Here is a 19,359-nt window from a genome sequence, read left to right as displayed (position 1 = left end):
TCATAGCAGCGCCGCCCGCGGCGTCATGCTCGAAATTAATTTCGCCGCCGCGGTGCGGGTCAGGACGATCGGCGTCGTCCTGTCAGCAAGGAGCGGGCGTGCGTGTCGCATGGCCGGCTGAAGCGTGGCTCGTGGGGGGCGTTGGAATGTATCTTGTTGTCGACCAGGATCGGATGGAGACGGGCGGTTCGCCGCTGTCGGCCGCCATGTTCGGCCCGGAGCGGCGTGCGACGCCGCTGTGGACCGTGCTGATCCCATTCTTCAACGAAGCGGCGTTCCTTGGCCAGACGATCGCCAGCCTCGCCTCGCAGACGGTGCCGTTCCAGTTGCTGCTGGTCGACAACGGTTCGACCGACGACAGCGTTGCGATCGCTCGCGCGGCGATCGCTGCGCATGGACTGGATGCGACGATCATCAGCGAAACCGTGCCGGGCAAGGTCAGCGCGCTGCGCACCGGCCTGGGGCGCGTGCGGACCCGCTATGTCGCCACCTGCGATGCCGATACGCTGTACCCGCCGCATTATCTGGCCGAAGCGGAGGCGCTGCTTGCTCAGGACGGCTGCGTCGTTGCGGGCGCCTATTTCGTCGATCCGGGTGCAGACCAGAGCGCGCTCGACGCCGAAGCGCGCCGGATCCTGACCGCCGCACGCATGCTGCCACGTCAATGCCATGCGGGCGGGGCGGGCCAGTGCTTCGACGTCGCGGCGCTGCGGGCGGTCGGCGGCTTCGATGCGGCGCTGTGGGGCTATATCCTCGAGGACCACGAGGTGATCCACCGCACCATGTCGCAAGGCGACATGCGGTATTCGAAGGATCTGTGGTGCATGCCGTCGCCGCGCGAGCGGGATCGCGCTTCGATCCGGTGGACGCTGTTCGAACGGCTCGTCTACGCCGCGGCAGCGCCCTGGGCTGGCGACTGGTTCTTCTACCATTTCCTGGCCCGCCGGTTGCAGCGCCGGCGCCTGATGAGCGTGCAGATCCGCGAGCGCGCGTTCCAGACCGTCACCAGCTTTGCCCATTTACCCGTCCCGTCGAACCATGGAGGACCGATCCGTGCCGCGTCTCATCCTGTGCGCTGACGATTTCGCCTTTTCGCGCGATGTCAGCGAGACGATCGCTGGCCTGGCGCGCGAGGGGAAGCTCAACGCGACCAGTTGCATGACGCTGATGCCGGGCTGGGCGACCGATGCCGCGCTGCTGCGCGACCTGCCGCGCCATGTCGAGATCGGCCTGCACCTGACGCTGACCGGTGAGCGCCCGCTGACCGATATGCCGCAGTTCGCGCCCGAGGGCGTGATGCCGGAAATCGATCCGCTGACCCGTTCGGCGGCGCGTCGCGAGCTACCGCTCGACGAGATCGCCGGTGAAGTGGCCGCGCAGTTCGACGCTTTCGTCGCCGCGATGGGCCGGGCGCCGGACTTCGTCGACGGCCATCAGCACTCGCACGCGCTTCCCGGGATTCGCGACATCGTCTTGTTCGAAACCGCCCATCGCGCGCCGAACGCCTGGGTGCGCGACTGCGTCGACCGTGTCGGCGCGATGCTGCGGCGGCCGTTCGCGGGCAAAGCGATCGGCAGCGCCTTCCATTCGCGGGGCCTGAAACGGGACGCCGCGCGTTATGGCCTGCGTTGCAACGACAGTTTCGCGGGGCACTACGATTTCTCAACCGATTATCGGGGATTATTCCCACGGTTTCTACGCAAGGCGGCGAGCATGCATCTCGTGATGTGCCATCCCGGAGCGGGTAAACGACCCGGCGACGCGATCGCGGCAGCGCGTCCGCGTGAAGCCGATGCCTTGCGTACCTGGTCGATTGCCGACATGGCAGCGGCTGAGGGTCTGGCCTTTCCGGCCTGACATGAGGAGCTTGGGCGCAGATTGGCTGACGGGAGCACGGCGGATGGGGGGCTGCGTGCCGTCTTCCTTGCGCAGCGCGCGATGCTCCTGCGCCTGTTCGTCGCGCGCCTTGGCTCGCGGGAGGAAGCCGAAGACGCGCTCCACGATTTGTGGCTGCGGCTCGACCAACTCGGCACAACGCCCATCGCTCAGCCTGCTGCCTTCTTATACCGCGTCGCCAGCAATCTCGCGACCGATCGGCGCATCGCCGGCGCGCGGCGCGATGCACGCGACGGCGCGTGGCTCGCATCACAGCCCGCGGCCGATGATATGCCGGATGCCGAACGGGCGCTCGTCGCGCGCGATGCCCTGCGCGTCGTCGAGCAGGCGATCGATGCCATGCCCGAGCGGATGGGGCGAGCGCTCCGTCTGTTCCGTATCGAAGGGCGCAGTCAGCGCGCTATCGCCGATGAATTGGGCATCAGCGTGAGCGGCGTCGAAAAGCTTCTGCAGCGCGCCTATCGCATCCTGCACGCGCGCCTCGCCGAGGTGAATGGCGCGATGCCCGTGCTCGGCATGGAGCAGGATCAATGAGCGCGGCCATGGCAGCGATCGTCGATCAGGCCGCGCTGTGGCACGTTCGTCAGGCGGACATGTCGGCCGACGAATGGGAGCAATTCGTATTCTGGCTGGAAGCGGATGCCGAGCATGCGCGCGCCTATGACGCGATCGCCCTGCAGGATGCGCTGATTGCCGAAGCGCATTTTCCAGACGCGCCGGCAACGCCGGTGGCCGCAAACGACGACGAGCGCGTGTTCCGTCGTCGCTGGCCGCTTGCCGGCACCGCGGGGGCGGCAATCGCCGCCGCGCTGGCGCTATGGCTGGTGCCGGGCGTGTTGTTCAAACCGTCGCCCCAGGCTGGCATGAGCGAGGTAATCGCGACCCGTGACGGCGAACGGCGCGATATCCGGATGGCGGATGGGACGCAGATCGCGATGAACGGCGGGACGGTGCTGCGGTTCAATCCGGCTGATCCGCGGACGATCGCTATGGATCGCGGTGAGGTGGCGCTGCACGTCGTCCATGATTCCGCGCATCCGTTTACATTGCACGCCGGCGATCAAGTCATCCGCGACATGGGGACGACCTTCGACGTCACGCGTGACGGCGGCGATCTGTCGGTCGCGGTCGGCGAGGGATCGGTGATGTTCGAGCCGGACGGCGCCGCGGTGACACTGCGGGCCGGCGACGCTCTCACCCGCGACGGGGCGACCGGCCGGATCGTGCGCAGCACGATTCCCGCGGACAGCGTGGGTGGCTGGCGCCAAGGTGTGCTGAGTTTCGATGCGGCATCGGTCGCCGAGGTTGCGGCCAGCCTGCGGCGATTACACGGGTTTCGCCTGCGGATCGCGAGCGGCTTGTCCACGCGTCCGTTCACCGGCATAATCCACCTCACGGGGGAAGCCGATCGCGACATTCCGCATCTGGCCGATCTGATCGGGGCAACTTGGCGGCGTGACGGGGCGGATTGGGTGTTGGCGGAACGGTAAGCGGCGATCCCGACGGGGTGCCCGCTGGTTTCTCGCCGCCTGTTCGCTGAGCCTGCCCGCCACCGCATCGGCCAGTCCGCCGCAGCGGCGCGTCGCCCTCGCCATCGCGCCCATGACACTTGACCGTGCGGTGATCGCGCTCGCGCGCGCCGCTGGGGTCGATATCGTCAGTACGGAGCGCGGATTGCACGCTGTGCGGACGGCGGAGCTGCGCGGCACCCTGACGGTAAAGCAGGCGCTCGATCGCCTGCTGGCGGGCAGCGGCTTTCGTGCCGTGGCGAGCGGTCCCGGCAGCTATCGCATCGTCGTCGCGCCCCCGGCGCCACCGCCGCGGCCGGTCGCCCGCCCGGCAGCGCCTCCACCTCCCGAACCGGCGCCCGCCGATATCGTGGTGACCGCTAGTAAGCAGCGGGTGCCGCTGCTCCGCTATCCAGGGAGCCTGACGCTGGTAAGCGGCGTGCCGCGGCGTGCGAATGGGGCGACGGCAGACCTCAGCCAGATCGCGGGACAACTCCCGATCCTGCAAAGCACGCAACTGGGGCTTGGCCGCAACAAGGTGTTCATTCGCGGGATCGCGGACAGCAGCTTCAATGGCACAACCCAGTCGACCGCGAGCGTCTATTTGGACGACGTGCAGCTCAACGCCTCCGGCCCCGATCCGGCGTTGCGGCTGTACGATATGCAGGCGGTCGAGATCCTGGAAGGGCCGCAGGGTACGCTTTACGGGGCCGGCGCGATCGGTGGGTTGTTGCGGCTGACGACGCGCGCACCGGTGCTGGACGGTCTCGCCGGTAGCGCGAGTGCAGGCACCACGCTGACGCAGGGCGGCGCGCCGGGGTACGACGTGGCGCTGATGGCGAACGTGCCGCTCGTTGCGGGGAAGGCGGCGCTGCGGGGTGTTGCCTATCAGGTGCGCGACGGCGGGTATATCGACGCCGCACGGCGGCGTGTGGTCGACGCCAACCATAGCGACACGACGGGGGCGCGGCTGGCGTTGCGTGTCGATCCGGGGAGCGGCTGGCAGATCGATGCGAGCGGGGCGGCACAGCGGGTCGAATCGGCGGACGGCCAATATGGCGATGTGAGGCGATCGCCCTTTGCACAGCGCAATTATATCGCGCAGCCGTTCTTCGGGCGCTTGCTGTTCGGGCGGGTGACGATCGCCAAGGATTGGGAGAGCGGACTGCGGCTGGTGTCCGCGACGGGCGTCGCCGATTACCGGACGGTCGAGACGTTCGATGCGACGGGATTTGCCGCGCCGGTGTCGCGAGGGGCGGCGCGGTACGACCTCGACAACGACAAGCTGCTGGTGTCGCAGGAATTGCGGCTGTCGCGGTCGCTGGAAGGTGGGCGGTCGTGGCTTGCAGGCGTGAGCCTGTTGAGCGATCGGTCGATCCTGACGCGATCGGTGGGGCTGGGCGGTGCGGCGATCGATATCGTCGGTGTCACCAACGTCACGCGGTCGGCGTCCGGTTTTGGCGAGGTGACGGCGCGGCTGTGGCGTGATCTGTCGGTGACGTTGGGCGGCCGCGTCACGACGGCGCGGGTCGATGGCGAACCGTCGAGTACGCGGCGGCCGGGCAATTACATCAAGGGGCGATCGACGCAGCGGTTCGATCCGACGATCGCGCTGTCCTATCGCATCGCACCGGAGCTGGCGGCGTTCGCCCGCTATCAGACGGGCTTTCGCACCGGTGGTCTGGCGGTGGCGCAGGGCATCGGGCGGGTCGCCAATTACGATCCCGATTCGATCCGCTTTGCCGAGATCGGGCTGCGGCGGCTGCGCAGCGGGGTGCGGGGCGTCAGCTTTGCGATCAGCGGATCGACCGCGGCGTGGAGCAATATCCAGGCGGACCTGATCAACCGGCGCGGCCAGCCCTATACGACCAATCTGGGCGATGCCCGAATCCAGACGGTGGAGGCGTCGTTCGACTGGACGCCGACGACGCGGCTGACGATCGACGGGTCGGCGCTGTACACCCACAATATCGTCTACGGCGCTATCGCCGACCAGTCACGGCTGAACAACCGGCGCCTGCCGCAGACGCCGCCGTTCGCGGCGCATGGCGGGATCGGCTATCGCTGGCCGGAGGGACGGGTGACGCCGCGGATCGCGGCGAGCGCCGATTATGTCGGTCGGTCGGTGCTGGGGACCGGGGACCTTCTGGACGTGAGCCAGGGCAAGTATCTGACAATCGGCCTGACCGCCGGACTGCGCTGGCGGGGGATAGACCTGGGGTTGGGCGTCGAGAACCTGACCAATACCGCGTCCAACCGGTTTGCCTTCGGCAATCCGTTCGGCCTGCCGGGGCGGAACGAGACGACGCCGCTGCGCCCCCGCAATGTGCGGATCGGGGTATCAACCGCTTGGTAAGTCAGCGTTTTCTGGTCAGCTCGCGCATCGCGTCATCCAGACCGGCGAGGGTGAGCGGGTACATGCGGTCGGCCATCAATTCGCGCAGGATGCGGATCGACTGGCTGTAGCCCCATTGGTCCTTGGGCATCGGGTTGAGCCAGACCGCGGCGGGGTAGGTCGTCGTCAGGCGCTGCATCCAGACCGCGCCCGCTTCCTCGTTGAAATGTTCGACCGAGCCACCGGGATGGGTGATCTCATAGGGGCTCATCGACGCATCGCCGACCAGTACAAGCTTGTAATCATGGCCGAATTTATGGAGTACGTCCCACAAAGGCGTGCGCTCGGCGAAGCGGCGGCGGTTATCCTTCCACACGCCTTCGTACGGGCAATTGTGGAAGTAGAAGAATTCGAGGTTCTTGAATTCGGACGTCGCGGCGCTGAACAGCTCTTCGCACAGCTTGATCCACGGGTCCATCGACCCGCCGACGTCGAGAAACAGTAGCAATTTCACGGCATTGCGTCGTTCTGGCCGCATGCGCACGTCGAGCCAGCCCGCCCTTGCGGTGCTGTCGATCGTGCCGTCGATATCGAGTTCGTCGGCGGCGCCTTCACGCGCGAAACGGCGCAGGCGGCGTAGCGCGACCTTGATGTTGCGCGTGCCGAGTTCGCGGGTGTTGTCGAGGTTCTTGAATTCGCGCTGGTCCCAGACCTTGAGCGCGCGACCGTGCTTGCTCTCCCCGCCGATCCGCACGCCTTCTGGATTATAGCCCGAATTGCCGTAGGGGCTGGTGCCGCCGGTGCCGATCCATTTGTTGCCGCCCTGGTGACGCCCTTCCTGTTCGGCGAGGCGCTGTTTCAGCGTCTCCATGATCTCGTCCCACGATCCTAGGGACTTGATCTGCTCCATTTCCTCGGGCGTCAGATATTTCTCGGCAACGGCCTTCAGCCAATCGGCGGGAATCTCGGTCGGCTGGGTGCCGTAGGTCGTCGCGATCCCGCGAAAGACCTTGGCGAACACCTGGTCGAACCGGTCGAGCAGCCCCTCGTCTTTCACGTAGGTGGCGCGGGCGAGATAGTAGAATGCTTCCGGCGTGCGGTCGATCACTTCGGCGTCGAGCGCCTCCAGAAGCACCAGATGCTCCTTCAGGCTGGCCGGAATGCCGGCGAGTCGCAGTTCGTCGAGGAAGGTCAGGAACATGGTCGACTTCCGCCATTTCGAGCGTGGAAGTGGACGAAGTGGACGGTACGTACCGTCCCGAATGCGGCGGCGTGCAGGAGCGTCGGCAGGGCGGGGAACAGCGTCGGGGCGAACGGATCGGTCATGGCCTGGGACCGACGCTAGGAGCATTCGGCCGTGTAGGACAGCCCCTTTTTGAAGATCGGGTTTCGGCCGGGGGTCAGCGTGCGGCGTAGGCGTCGATCAGCGCGCCGACGTAATCCGGGTTGCGGGTAGTGATCTGCGGCGAGGGGCGGCCGCCGTAGATGAAGCCCTTCACCGGATAGATGCTGCTGCCCAGCCCCTCGGAATCGCGGAACCAGACCTTCACCTCGCTCCAGTCGTTGTCGGGCGACACGTCGTAGAGGGTGACGTCGCGTTCGGCATGGCCGCGTTCGCCGTTGAAGCGCGACCAATTGGCGTGGGTGAGCATCAGCACGCGGCGTTCGACGACCCGGCTGACGACGGCGACATGGCCGAGCGGCAGGCGGCCGCTCTTGGCGAAGACGATGACCGAGCCGACGCGGGGATCGTGGCCGCGATCGTAATGGCCGTCTGCCTTCGACCACCAGGTCCAGGCGTCGCCGTAGATCTGGATGCCCGATGCCTCGCGCGCGAAGGGGACGCACTGGCCGACGTAATCGAGCAGATTGCCGCCCGCTGCGTTTGCCGGGGCGGCAAGCTGCGTTGCCGCTCCGATTGCCGCGGCGATCATGCCGCACTTGCGAAGAATGCCCTGCATCCGATGAGTTTTAGGGAAGGGGCGGTGACCGTTTGGTTGGGATTCGTGGTTAAGAAACGGTAATGCGGCAAAATATTGCCGGTCGTTTCGTTGCTGAAATGAGTGATTTTGTTCCGGTTGGGTGGTGATTTTTTTGTGGCTGGGGCCGGCATGCCGGTGGGTCTCAGGTACGCGTGGTGCAACCTAGCCGTCACCCCGGACTTGATCCGGGGTCCCGCTTTCCGCCGCCGCGAAAGAAGAAGCGGGATCCCGGCTCAAGGCCGGGATGACGATGGAGGTGGGGTGAGGGGCGGTGGGGGATTGCTGCTGTTATGTTTTGGGTGCAGCCGTTTGTGGTCTGCGTGGGGGGATCGGTTTGTTTGGAGAGAGGGCATTGCTGACCTCCCCCTCCGTCACCGCTGCGCGGTGCCACCTCCCCCTGGCGGGGGAGGACTTTGCCGGATCGGGCGCTGGGCACGGTGCCCTTCTCCGTCATCCCGGCCTTGAGTCGGGATCCCGCTTCTTCTTTGCCGCTGTGGGAAAAGCGGTCCGCGGATCACGTCCGGGGTGACGGTGGGGGGCTCTTAACGGCCCTGGCGTTTCGCCATGAAGGCCAAGCGTTCGAACAGCATGATGTCCTGTTCGTTCTTCAGCAGCGCGCCGTGGAGCGGGGGGATCGCCTTGGTGGGATCGCGGTTCTGGAGGACGTCGAGCGGCATGTCTTCGTGCAGCAGCAGTTTCAGCCAGTCGAGCAGTTCGCTGGTGCTGGGTTTCTTCTTGAGGCCGGGGACCTCGCGGACGTCGTAGAAGATGTCCATCGCCTTGCTGACCAGGATCTTCTGGATGCCGGGGAAGTGGACGTCGACGATCGCCTGCATCGTGTCGCGATCGGGGAATTTGATATAGTGGAAGAAGCAGCGGCGCAGGAAGGCGTCGGGCAGTTCCTTTTCGTTGTTGCTGGTGATGACGACGATCGGGCGTTCGCTGGCGCGCACGGTTTCCTTCGTCTCGTAGACGTGGAATTCCATGCGATCGAGTTCCTGCAACAGGTCGTTGGGAAATTCGATATCGGCCTTGTCGATCTCGTCGATCAGCAGGACGGGCGGCGTGGGCCGGGTGAAGGCTTCCCATAATTTGCCGCGACGGATGTAATTGGCGATGTCGTGGACGCGTTCGTCGCCCAATTGGCCGTCGCGCAGGCGGGCGACGGCGTCATATTCGTACAGGCCCTGCTGCGCCTTGGTGGTCGATTTGACGTTCCATTCGATCAGCTCGGCGCCGGTCGCCTTGGCGATCTCATGCGCCAGTACCGTCTTGCCGGTGCCGGGTTCGCCCTTCACCAGCAGCGGACGGCGCAGCGTGACCGCGGCGTTGACCGCGACCTTCAGGTCGTCGGTCGCGACGTAATTCTGCGTGCCTTCGAAGCGCTTCATGGCCGGATCCCGGATATTGAATATCGGGTACGTCGTTGCCGGATCGCGGGGCGGAGCGCAAGCGGGGGTGGTGGGGTGTGCGCGCAACCGATTGCTGTCCCTGCCGGCCTGATCCATGATCGACGAGGTGCCAGGGGAGACAATGTGATGATCGCGTTTCGTGCGCTGCTGATCGCTGCCTGGACTGCGCTGGCGATCTACACGGGGGTTGTGATCGCCAGGCATGGCATGGATCTGCTCCCGATCTTTTTCGGGGATATCGCACGCATGACGTGGTCCGGCCAGTTCAATGCAGACTTCTCATGCTTCCTGCTGTTGTCCGCACTGTGGACCGCTTGGCGTCATCACTTCACCCCCGTCGGCCTCGGTCTCGCGATCTTGGCGTTCTTCGGCGGCGCCGGATTTCTGCTGCCGTATCTTTTGCTACTCAGCATCCAGACGCGAGGTGACATGACGGCCCTGCTGACGGGCGGTCGTCACGCGGCAACGGGTGGCCGCGGCACAGTCCAATAGCCGCCTCACCCCTCCCGCGCGCTGGCCCTTGCCTCCAGCAAATCCCAGATCGCGCGGTGCTGGGCGAACAATTGCTGGGCGCCGAAGCCGATGGCGCGTTCGGTCGCGGGGGTGCCGCCGAGCGCGTCGATGCTGGCGCCCGTTTCCAGATGCGGCGGGAAGGCGCGAGGGGCCGGCTCCACGCCGAAGCGGAGCGCGGCGGCGTCGAGCAGGCGGCGGATCATGCCCCAGTCGTGGACCAAAGCGGCGACCGCGCCGGTCGCGCAGCCGCGGCGTTCGGAGGCGCCAAGCGTTTCGAGCGTGTGGCGGCTGGTGGTGAGCGCGGTCTCGCTATCCGCTTGGCCGGGGGTGGAGGGCAGCGGGCCGGCGGCGGCGGCGAGATGGGCGATATAGGCGCGCTCGACGGCAAAGGCATCGGCGATCCGGTCGAGCCAGTCGCAGGCGTCGGGCTGCGCGCACTGGCTGCGTGCGGCGGCGGCGAGTCCGGGGTGGACGCCATGGACCGCACAGAGCGCATGCACGGCATCGGACACGTCGCGCGCCGAGGCGCGTGGCGAGACGAGGCGGGCAAAATGCGGATGCGCCGCGCTGCCGTCGACGGCCCCCAATCGGGCAACCATGTCCCATGCGCTTGGCGACCAGGCCGTCTGTACGGTGTTCAACATATCACTCCGGGACATTTACTGATGCCGCCCGCCGATCCGGTGCGACACGCCACCCTTGTCGCCCCGTACCTATACCGAACCACGTAAAGACACGGTTGATGCGCCGGTAACCCTGCCGCAATCCCGCTTTACGTCGGCGGATCGTGCCCTAAGAACGGCGATACGTTGGAGTTGGAGTAGGTGATGCGGACATGGTGGTTGGGGCTGGCGCTGGCATCGGTGGGCGCGATGGCGATAGGCGCTGAGGCGGGCGCGCAGACGGCCGCGGCGCCGCAAGCGGACAAGCTGACGCTGGCGCGCGTCTTCGGCAGCCCCGATTTGTCGGGATCGCAGCCGCGCGGCGTACGCCTGTCGCCGGACGGCACGCTGCTCACCTTCCTGCGCCCGCGCGCCGACGAGAAGGAGCGCACCGATTTGTGGGCGCGCGACACGCGCACCGGTGCGGAGCGGATGCTGGTCGACAGCAAGAAGGTGGGCACCGGCGCCGAATTGACCGAGGCGGAGAAGATGCAGCGCGAGCGCGCGCGCATCGGCGGGTCGAAGGGTATCGTCGCCTATGACTTTGCGCCCGATGGCCGCTCGATCCTGGTGCCGCTGGACGGCGATCTGTATCTTGCGACACTGGACGGCAAGGTCCGCCGGCTGACCGCGACGCCGGGTGGTGAGCTCAACCCGATCATCTCGCCCAAGGGCAATTACGTCAGCTTCGTGCGCGACCAGAATCTGTTCGCGCAGCCGCTGAGCGGGGGTGAGGCGCGCGCGCTGACCACCGGTGGCGGCGGTACGGTGCATTTCGGTGAGGCGGAATTCGTCGCGCAGGAGGAAATGGATCGGCGCACCGGCTATTGGTGGTCGCCGGACGAGCGCTATGTTGCGGTCGAGCGGTTCGACGAGGCGCCGGTGCGCGTTTTCACCCGTGCGTCGATCGGCGCGGCGGGGACCAAGACCTACGAACAGCGCTATCCCGCGGCGGGCACGCCCAACGTGCTGGTCGACCTGTATGTGATGCGGCCGGACGGGTCGGGGCAGGTGAAGGTCGATCTGGGCAGCGACCCGGACATCTATCTGGCGCGCGTCGACTGGACGCCCGACGGCAAGACGCTGCTGGTGCAGCGCGAGAGCCGCGACCAGAAGACGCTCGACATGCTCGCCGTCGATCCCACGACGGGCAAGGCGAAGGTGTTATTCACCGAGAAGTCGGGCGCGCGGAGCTGGATCAACCTCAGCGACGATTATCGCGTGCTGAAGGATGGCAGCCTGATCTGGCGGTCGGAGCGGGACGGCTATGGCCACCTGTATCTGCGCAGCCTGGCGGGCAAGTGGACGCAGCTGACCAAGGGGCCGTGGGTCGTGACCGGCCTGGTCGGTGTGGATGAGGCGAAGGGGCGCATCTACCTCACCGGCACGAAGGACGATGTGCTCGAGCAACATCTGTATTCGGTCGATATCGGGCGGCCGGACGTGCTGACCCGGCTGACCGAGCGAGGGTGGACCAACATCGCGTCGATGGACGGCGCGGCGAGCCGCTTCATCATCTCGCGCTCCAATGCGGGGCAGCCGACGCAGGTCTATCTGGCGGACACGAACGGCAAGCGGCTGGAGTGGATCAACGAGAATGCGATCCGGCCGGGGCACCCCTATTACCCCTATCTCGCCAGCCACCAGCCGACCAAGTTCGGGACGATCAAGGCGAAGGACGGCAGCACGCTGTATTGGGAAATGATCACCCCGCCGCTGGTGCCGGGCAAGAAGTATCCCGTGTTCTTCGAACATTATGGCGGTCCGGGCACTGGCCAGCAGGTGACGCGTGGCTGGCAGGGGGCGCTGCCGCAATATCTGGTCAGCCAAGGCTGGGTGTATTTCAAGATCGACAATCGCGGGTCGTACAACCGCGGCAAGGCGTTCGAGGACCAGATCTATCACGCCATGGGCACGGTGGAGGTCGAGGACCAGCTGGCCGGTGCTAACTATCTCAAGTCGCTGCCGTTCGTGGATGGCAACAAAATCGCGACCTATGGTTGGTCGTATGGCGGATACATGTCGCTGAAGATGCTGGAGAAGACGCCGGGCGTCTATGCGGCGGCGGTGTCCGGCGCGCCGGTGACCGACTGGCAGCTGTATGACACGCATTATACCGAACGCTATCTGGGCGATCCGGCGAAGGACCCCAAGAGCTATGCGACGTCGCAGGCGGTGGAGGATTCGCCGAAGATCAAGGACCCGCTGCTGCTGATCCACGGCATGGCGGACGACAACGTCTTCCTCGACAATTCGACCAAGGTCGCCGCGAAGATGCAGGCGACGGCGACGCCGTTCGAGATGATGTTCTACCCGGGCTACACACACCGGGTGGGTGGTCCGATGGTGAGCCAGCATCTGTGGGGGACGATCCTGGAGTTCCTCGACCGGAATGTGAAGAATAAGAAGTAAGGCCGCCAATTCCTCCCTCGCTTCAGCGGGGGAGGGGGACCGTTCGCGTAGCGAATGGTGGAGGGGGCGTTTCCGCGAACGCGAGGGCTCCGTATCCTCCTCCTCCGTCACCGCTTCGCGGTGCCACCTCCCCCTGGCGGGGGAGGACTTCCAGTTATCGTGATTTCGTCATGCGGTGCCGCTAAGGCGCCACCCCATGCACTTCGTCGCCGCCTTTCACCTGTGGCCGTTCCTCGACACGGTCGTCAGCTATCTCACCGCCTTCGTGCTCGGCACCGCGATCGGCGCGGAGCGGCAGTATCGGCAGCGGACCGCGGGGCTGCGGACCAACGCGCTCGTCGCGATCGGGGCGGCGGCGTTCGTTGATCTGGGGCAGCGGCTGGGCGGCGACGTCGAGTCGATCCGGGTGATCGCCTATGTCGTGTCGGGGATCGGCTTCCTCGGCGCGGGCGTGATCATGAAGGAGGGGATGAACGTCCGCGGGCTCAACACCGCGGCGACCTTGTGGTGTTCGGCGGCGGTGGGATCGATCGCGGGGTCGGACATGATCGCCGAGGCGACGCTGCTGACGGGCGTCGTGTTGTTCGCCAACACCGCGCTGCGACCGCTGGTCGATGCGATCAACCGCATTCCGATCGCCGGCGGCACGGTGGAGGCGACGTATAGCGTGACGATCACCGTGCCGGTCGCCGCGGCGGGGCCGATGGGGGATGTGCTGGTGGGGCATCTCGAGGAGGCGGGATTGCCCGTCGCCGACCTCGACACGCAGGTGCGCGACGACGAGCATGTCGCGCTGGTCGCGACGCTGGTGGGCAGCGGCGTGGTGGATGCGGAGCTCGACGCGTTGGTCGAGCATCTGGGCCGCGTGCATGGGATCGACCACGCGACGTGGCAGCTGAGCACGCACGATTAGGAAAGTCGGTGGACGTTTCCGCGCAACCGTATTAGGCGGCGCACACTGAATTGGAGGACGTGATGGGTTATCGGGTGGTGGTCGCGGGCGCGACGGGCAATGTCGGGCGCGAGATGGTCAACATCCTCGCCGAACGCGACTTCCCCGCGGACGAGATCGCGGTGCTGGCGTCGAGCCGCAGCCAGGGCGACGAGATCGAGTATGGTGACACCGGTCGCATGCTCAAGGTCCAGAATATCGAATATTTCGATCCGACCGGCTGGGACATGGCACTGTTCGCGATCGGCAGCGAGGCGACCAAGGTCTATGCGCCCAAGTTCGCCGCCGCCGGCTGCACCGTGATCGACAATTCGTCGCTGTACCGGATGGACCCGGACGTGCCGCTGATCGTGCCGGAAGTGAACGCCGACGCCATCGACGGCTACAAGGCGAAGAACATCATCGCCAACCCCAATTGCTCGACCGCGCAGATGGTCGTCGCGCTGAAGCCACTGCATGACGCGGCGAAGATCACGCGCGTCGTTGTGGCCACGTACCAGTCGGTATCCGGCGCGGGCAAGGTCGGCATGGACGAGCTGTTCGAACAAAGCCGCAATATCTTCGTCGGCGATCCCGCCGAGCCGAAGAAGTTCACCAAGCAGATCGCGTTCAACGTGATCCCGCACATCGACAGCTTCCTGGACGACGGATCGACCAAGGAAGAGTGGAAGATGGTGGTCGAGACGAAGAAGATCCTCGATCCTAAGATCAAGGTGACCGCGACCTGCGTGCGCGTGCCCGTATTCGTCGGCCATTCCGAGGCGCTGAACATCGAGTTCGAAAACGAGATTTCCGCCGAGGACGCCAAGCGCATCCTGCGCGAGGCGCCGGGCATCATGCTGATCGACAAGCATGAGGACGGTGGATACGCCACGCCGATCGAGGCGGCGGGCGATGACGCGACCTATGTCAGTCGCGTGCGTGAGGATCCGACCGTGGAGAACGGGCTGGCGCTGTGGTGCGTCAGCGACAATTTGCGCAAGGGTGCGGCGCTGAACGCGGTGCAAATCGCGGAACTGCTGGGCCGGCGGCACCTGCAGAAGGGCGGTTGAGCGGCTGATAGCGGAGTGATAGCATCTGTCCCATGGGACAGGTGCTGATCCGCAATCTCGACGACGCGCTGATCGCCGACTTCCGGCGCGTCGCCAAGGCCAATGGTCGATCTTTGGAAGCCGAGTTGCGCGAAGCGCTCGCACAGGCTCGGCCTAAGGTGCGGTTGGATGGCGATGCACTCCGAACGCTGGTCCACAGTCTGTGGGCGATGACTCCACCCGAGACGGCAGCGGTCGATAGCACCCCGTATATTCGCGAGGCCCGGGACGCGGGATGATCGTTCTCGACGCGAGCGTCGCGATCAAGTTGGTTACGCGCGAACCGGGTGCAGAGGCCGTATTGATCCGGGTAGTCGGGGAGGTGGAGCGGATCGCACCCGACTGGTTCCACGTCGAAGTAGCGAACGCGCTGGCCAAAAAAGTGCGGAATGATGGCCTGTCCGAAGCCGCAGCGGCGGCGGGTCTGACCGCTGCGCCCGACCTGCTGACCGATACGGTCGCTACGCTATCGTTACTCGACGAGGCCTTCGCATTGTCTATGCAGTCAGGTCATGCGGTGTATGACTGCCTGTACCTTGTGCTGGCTGTCAGAACTGATGCGATCGTTTTGACGGCCGATGCCGGCATGGCCCGGGCGGCAAAACGAGTGGGATTAGCCGGGTACGTTGAACTGATCGGTTGACGTCGATCCCCCCCTCACACCCGCCGGTGTTTGCCGCCGTAATGCTGGCCGACATATTGCCCGATGCGGGCCATTTCGGTGGCGGCGGCGCGGGTGGCTTCGGCGCAGCAGGGCAGGGGATCGCGTTCGGCCTGGGCGGCGCGCATCGCGACGCGTTCGGTCAATTCCTTGATATCGGCGCGGCTGAGCACGTTCTTTTCGCGCAGCAGGCACAACAGGCTTTGCAGGATCACGAGGCTCTCGTCGCCCGTGCCGGTCCGATGCAGCTCCATCATCGCTCTCCTTGCTTGTTTTGAAGGGAGAGTATGCCCTTTTGAGGAGGTTGGGAAGGGGCAGGCGGAGGTTTGGGGATGGGCTTGAATCGCCGATGTAAATGCCTGGCTGGGCTAGCCTCGTTCCGTTACCCCGGACTTGATCCGGGGTCCCGCTTTAGGGCGGGCGGGGAATAGCGGGACCCCGGATCAAGTCCGGGGTGACGGTGGGGTGGGGTCGGCCGCAACCGCGGTCGACGATCGGTGCTGGACAGGCGCGGGATCACGACCCACGTGGGGTGGCGCTCGCAACCTATGGATGACAACCCTTGGCCCTTTCCCCTTCCGATCCGCAGTATTTCGCCAGCTTCGACGGCACTCGCATCGCCTATCGCGAGCTGGGCGAGGGGCGGCCCGTCGTGCTGATCCACGGCTATTTCTCCACGGCGGAGGTCAATTGGATCAAATATGGCCATGCCGCCGCGATTGCGGCCAAGGGCTTTCGCGTCATCATGCCGGACCTGCGGGGCCATGGGGCCTCGGACAAGCCGCATGACCTTGCCGCCTATCCGGCGGATGCGCTGATGCGCGACGGGATGGCGCTGATCGCGCATCTGGGGCTGACCGATTACGATCTCGGCGGTTATTCGCTGGGGGGGCGGACGACGATGCGGATGCTCGCCAACGGGGCGAGGCCGCGCCGCGCGGTCATTGCGGGCATGGGGCTGACCGGGATCGTCAGCACGGCGGGGCGGGGCGGCTATTTCCGGCACGTGCTGACCAACCTCGGCAGCTTCGAACGCGGGTCGGGTGAGTGGATGACCGAGGCGTTCCTGAAGACGACCGGGGGCGATCCTGTGGCGCTGCTCAACGTGCTCGAGACGTTCGTCGATACGCCGATCGAGGCGGTCGAGGCGATCGACGTGCCGACGCTGATCGTCGCGGGGATCGACGACGACGACAACGGATCGGGCGCGGCGCTGGCCGACGCGCTGCCGCAGGCGATCTTCCGCGAGATTCCCGGCAATCATATGAGCGCGGTCACCAAGCCGGAGCTGGGCCAGACGATCGCAGACTTCCTGAGCGCCTGACCGCAGGCGCTTGACCAAAAGGGGCGCCCCCGCGCATCGTGTCGGCAACGACAAGAAGTCAGTAGGGGATTGTTTTCATGCGTCTCGTTTCCACCGCCGCGCTCGCCGCGGCGCTGTTTGCCGCGCCCGTCGCGGCGCAGACCGCGCCGGCCGGGCAGGCCGCGCCAGCGAAGCCGACCGCGGCCGAGGCCGACGCTTATGTCGCTGCGGTCGAAAAGGAGGCCGCCGATCTGTCGGTGCCCGCGCAGCAGGTCGCCTGGGTCAATGCGACCTATATCACCGACGATACCGATGCACTGGCGGCGAAATCGGGCGCGGAGCTGACCGAAAAGGCGGTGCAATGGGCGAAGGGCGCGGCGCGCTTCAACGGCGTGACGGGCCTGTCCTATGACACCAAGCGCAAGCTCGACCTGCTGAAGAATGGCGTCGGCCTGCCTGCGCCGACCACGCCGGGTGCGGCGACCGAACTCGCGACGCTGACGACGCGCATGTCGTCGCGCTACGGCAAGGGAAAGGGCACGCTGGACGGCAAGCCGATCAACGGATCGGACATCGAGGCGGCGATGGGGACGACGCGCGATCCCGCCAAGCTGAAGGAGATGTGGGTCAGCTGGAACGACAATGTCGGCGCGCCGATGCGGGCGGATTACACGCGGATGACCGCGATCTCGAACGCAGGTGCGAAGGAGCTGGGGTTCGCCGATGTCGGTGCGATGTGGCGGTCCGGCTATGACATGACGCCGCAGCAGTTCGAGGCGCTGACCGACCAGATCTGGAAGGAGGTGGAGCCGCTCTACCTCTCGCTGCACACCTATGTCCGGTGGAAGCTGAACGAGAAATATGGCGATGCCGTCCAGGCGAAGACCGGGCCGATCCGCAGCGACCTGCTCGGGAATATGTGGGCGCAGGAATGGGGCAATATCTACGATCTCGTCGCGCCCAAGGGGGCGGGCGATCTGGGCTATGACACTGGCGATCTGCTGAAGGCCAAGGGCTATGATCCCGTTCGCATGGTGAAGCAGGGCGAGGCCTTTTATTCGTCGCTCGGCTTCGCGCCGTTGCCCGAGACATTCTGGCAGCGTTCGCAGATCGTGAAGCCGGCCGATCGCGAGGTGATCTGCCATGCGTCGGCATGGGATATCGACAATATGGACGATATCCGCATCAAGATGTGTACCAAGGTGAACGGCGACGACTTCGTCACGATCCACCATGAGCTGGGCCACAATTACTACCAGCGTGCGTACAAGAACCAGCCGTATCTGTACAAAAACGGCGCCAATGACGGGTTCCACGAGGCGATCGGCGATACGGTCGCGCTGTCGATCACGCCGGATTATCTGGTGAAGATCGGGCTGTTGCAGCCGGCGCAGGTGCCGGCCGCGGACAAGGACATCGGCCTGCTGCTGCGCCAGGCGATGGACAAGGTGGCGTTCCTGCCGTTCGGTCTGCTGGTCGACAAATGGCGTTGGGACGTCTTTTCGGGCAAGATCGCGCCGGGCCAGTATCAGCAGGGCTGGGATGCGCTGCGCCTGAAGTATCAGGGGATCGTGCCGCCGGTGGCGCGCGACGAAACCAAGTTCGACGCGGGCGCGAAATACCATATTCCGGGGACGGTGCCCTATGCGCGCTATTTCCTGGCGCGGGTGCTGCAGTTCCAGTTCTACAAGGCGGCGTGCGAGCAGGCGGGCTGGAAGGGGCCTCTGCATCGCTGCTCGTTCTACGGCAACAAGGCGGTCGGCGAGAAGCTGAACGCGATGCTGAGCATGGGTCAGTCGAAGCCGTGGCCGGATGCGCTGCAGGTGATGACCGGCACGCGGCAGATGTCGGGCAAGGCGCTGGTGGAGTATTTCGCGCCGCTGAAGACGTGGCTGGACCAGCAGAACAAGGGCAAGCCGCAGGGTTGGTGATGGGGTGAGGTGTTCGGGGCTGTTGCTCCGAATGCCGCGTCACGCCGGACTTGGTCCGGGGTCTAAGCCGCGGGGGCGAGGCAGGAGGCTCTGGCCGTCCCCCTCGTCGTGAAGTGGACCCCGGACCAAGTCCGGGGTGACGGAGTGGGTGGGGTGAGCGGAGCGCGTCGCCCACCCCCTTCGCATCAGAGCGCGTCGAGCAGGTGTTCGGCGCTGCTGACCTTGAATTCGCCGGGGGCTTCGACGTGGAGTTGCTTCACGACGCCGTCTTCGACCAGCATCGCGTAGCGCTGGCTGCGCAGGCCCATGCCGAACTTGCTGCCGTCCATCGTCAGGCCGACCGCCTTGGCGAAATCGCCGTTGCCGTCGGCGAGCATCGTGATGCCCTCGGCCTCCTGCGACTTGGCCCAGGCGCCCATGACGAAGGCGTCGTTGACCGAGGTGCAGGCGATTTCGTCGACGCCCTTGGCGGCGAGCGCGTCGCGCTTCTCGACGAAGCCAGGGAGGTGCCGGGCGGAGCAGGTCGGCGTGAAGGCGCCGGGCACCGCGAACAGCGCGACGGTGCGACCGCGGAAGAAATCATCGGTGGAGACCTGATCGGGGCCGTCTGGCGTGACCTTGGTCAGGGTGGCGCTGGGGATCGTATCGCCGACGGTGATCGTCATCATGGGTCTCCGGGTAGAAAGGTTGCGCGCGGGACC

Annotated in this window: 19 protein-coding genes; 13 read left to right on the top strand and 6 right to left on the bottom strand. The window is 65.9% G+C overall.

Annotated features, from left to right (window positions below):
- Window positions 1–146 precede the first annotated feature (146 nt).
- From ACP690_RS16925 to ACP690_RS16905, 5 genes are all read left to right on the top strand, one after another.
- Window positions 147–1,079 carry a glycosyltransferase family 2 protein gene (locus tag ACP690_RS16925; RefSeq protein WP_426261742.1) on the top strand — a complete coding sequence of 311 codons (933 nt, stop codon included), beginning with the start codon at window positions 147–149 and terminating at the stop codon, window positions 1,077–1,079.
- On the top strand, window positions 1,039–1,857 hold the full coding sequence (locus ACP690_RS16920) for a ChbG/HpnK family deacetylase (RefSeq protein ID WP_426261743.1): 819 nt from the start codon (window positions 1,039–1,041) through the stop codon (window positions 1,855–1,857). Before ACP690_RS16925 ends, ACP690_RS16920 begins: the two co-directional genes overlap by 41 nt.
- 81 nt (window positions 1,858–1,938) lie before the next feature.
- Window positions 1,939–2,430, top strand: coding sequence for an RNA polymerase sigma factor (locus ACP690_RS16915; protein ID WP_426261758.1), 492 nt, complete (start codon window positions 1,939–1,941; stop codon window positions 2,428–2,430).
- An 8-nt stretch (window positions 2,431–2,438) separates the two neighbouring features.
- On the top strand, window positions 2,439–3,386 hold the full coding sequence (locus tag ACP690_RS16910) for a FecR family protein (RefSeq protein ID WP_426261744.1): 948 nt from the start codon (window positions 2,439–2,441) through the stop codon (window positions 3,384–3,386).
- 112 nt (window positions 3,387–3,498) lie between these two features.
- Complete coding sequence (locus tag ACP690_RS16905) at window positions 3,499–5,760, top strand: TonB-dependent receptor domain-containing protein (RefSeq protein ID WP_426261745.1); 2,262 nt, start codon at window positions 3,499–3,501, stop codon at window positions 5,758–5,760.
- Between the two features lies 1 nt (window position 5,761).
- On the opposite strand, the gene ACP690_RS16900 is transcribed toward ACP690_RS16905, so the two are convergent.
- From ACP690_RS16900 to ACP690_RS16890, 3 genes are all read right to left on the bottom strand, one after another.
- A complete protein-coding gene (locus ACP690_RS16900) occupies window positions 5,762–6,940 on the bottom strand; it encodes a vWA domain-containing protein (RefSeq protein ID WP_043059576.1) in 1,179 nt (392 codons plus the stop codon).
- A gap of 199 nt (window positions 6,941–7,139) precedes the next feature.
- Window positions 7,140–7,700: a CHAP domain-containing protein gene (locus tag ACP690_RS16895; RefSeq protein WP_043059575.1), complete on the bottom strand. Its 561-nt coding sequence runs from the start codon at window positions 7,698–7,700 to the stop codon at window positions 7,140–7,142.
- A 563-nt stretch (window positions 7,701–8,263) separates the two neighbouring features.
- The gene (locus ACP690_RS16890; RefSeq protein WP_426261746.1) at window positions 8,264–9,112 is read right to left on the bottom strand and encodes an AAA family ATPase; all 849 of its coding nucleotides are present in this window, start codon (window positions 9,110–9,112) and stop codon (window positions 8,264–8,266) included.
- A 147-nt stretch (window positions 9,113–9,259) separates the two neighbouring features.
- Between ACP690_RS16890 and ACP690_RS16885 the strand changes: the two genes are divergently transcribed.
- The gene (locus ACP690_RS16885) at window positions 9,260–9,625 is read left to right on the top strand and encodes a hypothetical protein (protein ID WP_063688821.1); all 366 of its coding nucleotides are present in this window, start codon (window positions 9,260–9,262) and stop codon (window positions 9,623–9,625) included.
- Between the two features lie 5 nt (window positions 9,626–9,630).
- Here the strand turns inward: ACP690_RS16885 and ACP690_RS16880 are convergent, their stop codons facing one another.
- Complete coding sequence (locus ACP690_RS16880) at window positions 9,631–10,245, bottom strand: DUF6975 family protein (protein ID WP_145957868.1); 615 nt, start codon at window positions 10,243–10,245, stop codon at window positions 9,631–9,633.
- Window positions 10,246–10,473: 228 nt separating this feature from the next.
- Here ACP690_RS16880 and ACP690_RS16875 point away from each other — a divergent pair, with 228 nt between their 5' ends.
- The 5 genes from ACP690_RS16875 (at window position 10,474) to ACP690_RS16855 (ending at window position 15,406) form a co-directional block, all read left to right on the top strand.
- Window positions 10,474–12,720, top strand: coding sequence for a S9 family peptidase (locus ACP690_RS16875; protein WP_426261747.1), 2,247 nt, complete (start codon window positions 10,474–10,476; stop codon window positions 12,718–12,720).
- A 196-nt stretch (window positions 12,721–12,916) separates the two neighbouring features.
- Entirely contained in the window at window positions 12,917–13,633 is a 717-nt protein-coding gene (locus ACP690_RS16870) for an MgtC/SapB family protein (protein WP_017978599.1), read from the top strand.
- Window positions 13,634–13,695: 62 nt separating this feature from the next.
- Window positions 13,696–14,724: an aspartate-semialdehyde dehydrogenase gene (locus ACP690_RS16865; RefSeq protein ID WP_063688823.1), complete on the top strand. Its 1,029-nt coding sequence runs from the start codon at window positions 13,696–13,698 to the stop codon at window positions 14,722–14,724.
- A 32-nt stretch (window positions 14,725–14,756) separates the two neighbouring features.
- Window positions 14,757–15,002, top strand: a complete 246-nt coding sequence (locus ACP690_RS16860; protein ID WP_426254818.1) for a FitA-like ribbon-helix-helix domain-containing protein — start codon at window positions 14,757–14,759, stop codon at window positions 15,000–15,002.
- Window positions 14,999–15,406: a type II toxin-antitoxin system VapC family toxin gene (locus tag ACP690_RS16855; protein ID WP_426254817.1), complete on the top strand. Its 408-nt coding sequence runs from the start codon at window positions 14,999–15,001 to the stop codon at window positions 15,404–15,406. The genes ACP690_RS16860 and ACP690_RS16855 overlap by 4 nt, the downstream gene beginning before the upstream one ends.
- A gap of 14 nt (window positions 15,407–15,420) precedes the next feature.
- On the opposite strand, the gene ACP690_RS16850 is transcribed toward ACP690_RS16855, so the two are convergent.
- The gene (locus ACP690_RS16850) at window positions 15,421–15,681 is read right to left on the bottom strand and encodes a hypothetical protein (RefSeq protein WP_426261748.1); all 261 of its coding nucleotides are present in this window, start codon (window positions 15,679–15,681) and stop codon (window positions 15,421–15,423) included.
- Between the two features lie 305 nt (window positions 15,682–15,986).
- Between ACP690_RS16850 and ACP690_RS16845 the strand changes: the two genes are divergently transcribed.
- Window positions 15,987–16,748, top strand: coding sequence for an alpha/beta fold hydrolase (locus tag ACP690_RS16845; RefSeq protein ID WP_043059570.1), 762 nt, complete (start codon window positions 15,987–15,989; stop codon window positions 16,746–16,748).
- A gap of 77 nt (window positions 16,749–16,825) precedes the next feature.
- Window positions 16,826–18,658 carry a M2 family metallopeptidase gene (locus ACP690_RS16840; RefSeq protein ID WP_043059569.1) on the top strand — a complete coding sequence of 611 codons (1,833 nt, stop codon included), beginning with the start codon at window positions 16,826–16,828 and terminating at the stop codon, window positions 18,656–18,658.
- A gap of 185 nt (window positions 18,659–18,843) precedes the next feature.
- Here the strand turns inward: ACP690_RS16840 and ACP690_RS16835 are convergent, their stop codons facing one another.
- Window positions 18,844–19,323, bottom strand: a complete 480-nt coding sequence (locus ACP690_RS16835) for a peroxiredoxin (RefSeq protein ID WP_043059590.1) — start codon at window positions 19,321–19,323, stop codon at window positions 18,844–18,846.
- Between the last annotated feature and the right edge of the window lie 36 nt (window positions 19,324–19,359).

It is taken from the genome of Sphingomonas sp. DC4900 (genome assembly GCF_049896485.1).
Classification (GTDB): domain Bacteria; phylum Pseudomonadota; class Alphaproteobacteria; order Sphingomonadales; family Sphingomonadaceae; genus Sphingomonas; species Sphingomonas aquatilis.
The sequence above is the reverse complement of the archived record's forward strand: the minus strand, read 5'-3'. Positions and strand labels throughout refer to the sequence as shown.